Genomic DNA, 3,825 nt, shown 5'->3' with positions numbered 1-3,825 from the left:
GCAGGTAGGCGATTTCCTCGAATTCGCAGGTGCTGGCGATGTCGAGAATGTCATAGCCGCGGTAATGCAGGTCATTGCCGGTCTTGCCGACCGTACACAGCGCAGTATTACCCGCCGTCACGCCTGATAGTGCCACGGATTTCTTCGGTTTGAATGCGCCAGCGGCCGGTGTGCTGTTATCTGCTTCGCTCATGGTGTCGTCCTCTTACTCCTGGATTCGGTTTACTTGTGTGCGGCGAACAGCGCGTCGAGCTTCTCCTCGTACGCGTGATAGCCGAGATACTTATACAGATCGGCGCGCGTCTGCATCGTTCCAACCGCAGCCTTTTGTGTACCGTCGCGCTTCACCGTCTCATAGAAATTGAGCGCGGCGGCGTTCATCGCACGATACGCGCCGCAACAGTACAGCGCGATATCGACGTTCGCTTCGCGCAGTTCGTCGGTGGTAAAAAACGGTGTCGAGCCGAATTCGGTCAGGTTCGCGAGGATCGGCACCTTGACTGCGGCCCTGAAGCGGCGGTAGTCGTCGAGCGTCTGCATCGCTTCCGGGAAAATCATATCGGCGCCAGCTTCGACGTAGGCAACCGCGCGCTCGATCGCTGAATCGATGCCCTCGGCCGCGCCCGCATCCGTGCGCGCCATGATGACGAACTGGTCGTCGGTGCGGGCATCGACGGCCGCCTTCACGCGGTCGACCATTTCTTCTTTCGCGACCACTTCCTTGCCCGGACGGTGTCCACATCGCTTCTGTCCGACCTGATCTTCGAGGTGGACCGCGGCCACGCCGGCCTTGATGAAGGAACGCACTGTGCGCGCAATGTTGAAGGCGCCGCCCCAGCCGGTGTCGATATCGACGAGCAGCGGAAGGCCGGTAGCATCGGTGATGCGGCGGGCATCGATCAACACATCGTCCATGGTGCTAATACCGAGATCGGGGATGCCGAGCGAATTGGCCGCGACGCCGCCGCCCGACAAATACACCGCTTTGAAACCGACCGCCTCGGCCATTTTCGCCGCGTAGGCGGTGATGGCGCCGACGACCTGCAGCGGTTGTCCTTCTGCGACCGCCGCACGGAATTTCGCGCCGGCACTGACAGGTTGTTTTGCTGAACTCACGCGTATCTCCAGGTAATGGTCAGGGTGTTTTTGCAAGGACCGGGCCAGCGTGGGCGAGGGCGGTTAAGTTGTTGATTCGTTGCGGATTTGACGGATGGGGTTGACGGGCTTTTGTTTCACAAGTGCAATTCATATTTCATAAGTGAAATCATGAAGTCATAATAGCGTTTCTCCAGTTTCGAGCGCCACGGCAGGCAACCCGCCATGAACCGACCTTCTGAACCCGGCTCCCGGGCCCGCGTATGGGCCATCGGCATCAGCAAGCTGCGCGGCCTGTTCCGCGATATCGCCGACGAATACGACACCCGAGCGGATCTGCGGGTGGTGACCCGCGGCTACGAGGAAGCGGTCAATGAGATTGCTTCCGCAGGCAAGGATCGCCCGGACGTCGTGGTCGCAGCGGGGTCGAACGGTACCTATCTGAAGGCCCGAATAGACGTGCCCGTCGTGCTGATCACCCCAACCGGTTTCGACGTGATGCACGCGTTGGCACGTGCTCGCCGCGATGCATCGTCAGTCGCGCTCGTGACCCACGGCGAGACGCCGGCCGAGGTACGCCGCTTCGTGGCGGCCTACGGCATCGACGTGGTGTTTGCGTCGTACCAGTCGGCGCAGGACGCGGAAGCCTGTGTGCTCGATCTGCGTGATCGCGGCGTCGGGACCATCGTGGGACCGGGGCTCGTGACGGATCTCGCCGCGCGGGCTGGTATGGAGTCCATATTTCTTTACTCGCGCGCCGCGGTGCGGGCGGCCTTCGATACCGCGCTCGAAGTCGCCCAGGCCACCTGGGGCGAAGCGGTGCGGCGGCATCGTCTGGACAACGTGTTGCAGCACCTGCGCGACGGTGTCGTCGCCCTCGATGCGCAAGGCCGTGTGGAAGCAATCAACCAGCGTCTCGCGCTGGTGCTCGGCGTCGAACCGGCCGCAGCGGTAGGCCGCGCGCTGCTTGAACTTGCACCGGACCTCTTCGACGCAGTGCCCGATGCGGAGGGCGAGTCGCTGGAAACAATGCGCGGCGTCAGTTACGTCGTGCATCGTGGACCGCTGGTCGACAATGGCGTGACGACAGGTACCGTGCTGACGTTTCAGGAGTCGCGCTCGGTGGAGCGGCTCGACCGCACGTTGCGTTCGCGGCAACGCGCGCAGCAGTTTGTCGCGCGCTACCAACTCGACGATCTGGTAGGGGCTTGTCCGGCGATCGAACGGGTCCGGCAGCTTGTGCAGCGCTATGCGAAGTCGGATGCCACGGTGCTGATTCGCGGCGAGAGCGGCACGGGCAAGGAGATGGTCGCGCAGAGCCTGCATCATCTCAGCGCGCGACGCGATTTTCCATTTGTCGCGCTCAATTGCGGCGCGTTTCCGGAGGCCTTGCTCGAGAGCGAACTGTTCGGTTACGAAGAGGGTGCGTTTACGGGCGCACGGCGCGGCGGTAAGGCTGGCCTGATCGAAGCGGCGCACCGTGGCACGTTGTTCCTCGACGAAATCGGTGAAATGCCGCTGCCGCTGCAAAGCCGTTTGCTGCGCGTGTTGCAGGAACGCGAAGTGGTGCGGCTCGGCTCAACCGAGCCGACACGCATCGACGTGCGAATCGTCGCCGCGACCCATCGCGCATTGACCGCTGCAGTGGCGGCGGGCGAATTCCGCACGGATCTCTACTACCGGCTAAACATTCTCAATATCGCGTTGCCTCCACTGCGCGAACGTCTCTCCGACATCATGCCGCTCGCGGCCGAGTTGCTGTGTCAGGCAGCGCGTCGCGAACCACGTCTGGCCACGCGTGTTCGCACGACGCGTGATGCATCGGGTGTGCTTGCTTCGATCGCCGAGTCACTAAGTCGTCACGCTTGGCCGGGTAATGTGAGGGAACTGCAGAACGTGATCGAGCGGATCACCGTCGAACTGGCGGATTCGGATGACGCGGTATTGACAGACGAGGTATTGCAATCGATCGCGCCGGAGTTGTTCGAGCGGCAAGATGAGGGCACGAATGAGACCGCGCTGACTTTGCGTCAACGCAGCCGCCGTGTGGAAGCGGATGAGATTCGGGCCGCGCTCGATGCGTTCAACGGCGACCGCGATCAGGTGTGCGATGCGCTAGGCATCAGCAAGACAACTCTGTGGCGCAAGCTCAATGCGGTGGGATGAAGCGGCAACCCGCAGCGGGCGCGCAGGATAGTCTCGCGGCGCATGGCTTTCACCACAAACTATTACAAGTTCGGCGAAGCGAACGCCTAACATGTGTAGTGATCCATGTTGGGCATGGACAGGGTTTCCACCCGTCACCATTTGTTCAGGAGAATTAAAGATGAGTATTTTTGGCGATATTGTGAACAAACTGTTTGGCAAGGCCAAGCCGGATCAGCCAGCGCCCGCAGTGGAAGCGACACCGGATCCGGCTGCGGCGCAAGCGGCCGCGCCCGCGGCGGCAGCAGCACCTCCTCCGCTGGCGGACGTGGATGTCGCAGCGGTGATGGATCAGTTCGTGAGCGAAAGCGGCCAAACGCTAAACTGGCGCACCTCGATCGTCGATACGCTCAAGGCGCTCGGCGTGGACAGCAGCCTCGAGCATCGCAAGCAGCTCGCACAGGAACTCAAGTACCGCGGCGACACGAACGACTCCGCTACGATGACCGTCTGGCTGCACACGCAGGTCATGCACGCGCTGGCGGCAAACGGTGGCAAGCTGCCGTCGGACCTCGCCGGCTGATC

Annotated in this window: 4 protein-coding genes; 2 read left to right on the top strand and 2 right to left on the bottom strand. The window is 62.2% G+C overall.

The features are described from left to right. Together M0954_RS26540 and prpB are read right to left on the bottom strand one after the other, a co-directional pair. A partial coding sequence (locus M0954_RS26540; RefSeq protein WP_297356422.1) for a citrate/2-methylcitrate synthase occupies positions 1 to 193 on the bottom strand: 193 nt, incomplete at its 3' end. A gap of 29 nt (positions 194 to 222) precedes the next feature. Then, complete coding sequence (prpB, locus tag M0954_RS26535; protein ID WP_122156096.1) at positions 223 to 1,116, bottom strand: methylisocitrate lyase; 894 nt, start codon at positions 1,114 to 1,116, stop codon at positions 223 to 225. 204 nt (positions 1,117 to 1,320) lie between these two features. Here prpB and prpR point away from each other — a divergent pair, with 204 nt between their 5' ends. Continuing rightward, complete coding sequence (gene prpR / locus M0954_RS26530) at positions 1,321 to 3,261, top strand: propionate catabolism operon regulatory protein PrpR (protein ID WP_297356420.1); 1,941 nt, start codon at positions 1,321 to 1,323, stop codon at positions 3,259 to 3,261. A 160-nt stretch (positions 3,262 to 3,421) separates the two neighbouring features. Beyond that, on the top strand, positions 3,422 to 3,823 hold the full coding sequence (locus tag M0954_RS26525; protein ID WP_297356418.1) for a DUF3597 domain-containing protein: 402 nt from the start codon (positions 3,422 to 3,424) through the stop codon (positions 3,821 to 3,823). The last annotated feature ends 2 nt before the right edge of the window (positions 3,824 to 3,825 follow it).

Origin of the sequence: Paraburkholderia sp. (assembly GCF_026225065.1) — a bacterium.
Lineage (GTDB): Bacteria > Pseudomonadota > Gammaproteobacteria > Burkholderiales > Burkholderiaceae > Paraburkholderia.
Note: the sequence above shows the minus strand (reverse complement) of the source record. Positions and strands in the feature narration are given on the sequence as shown.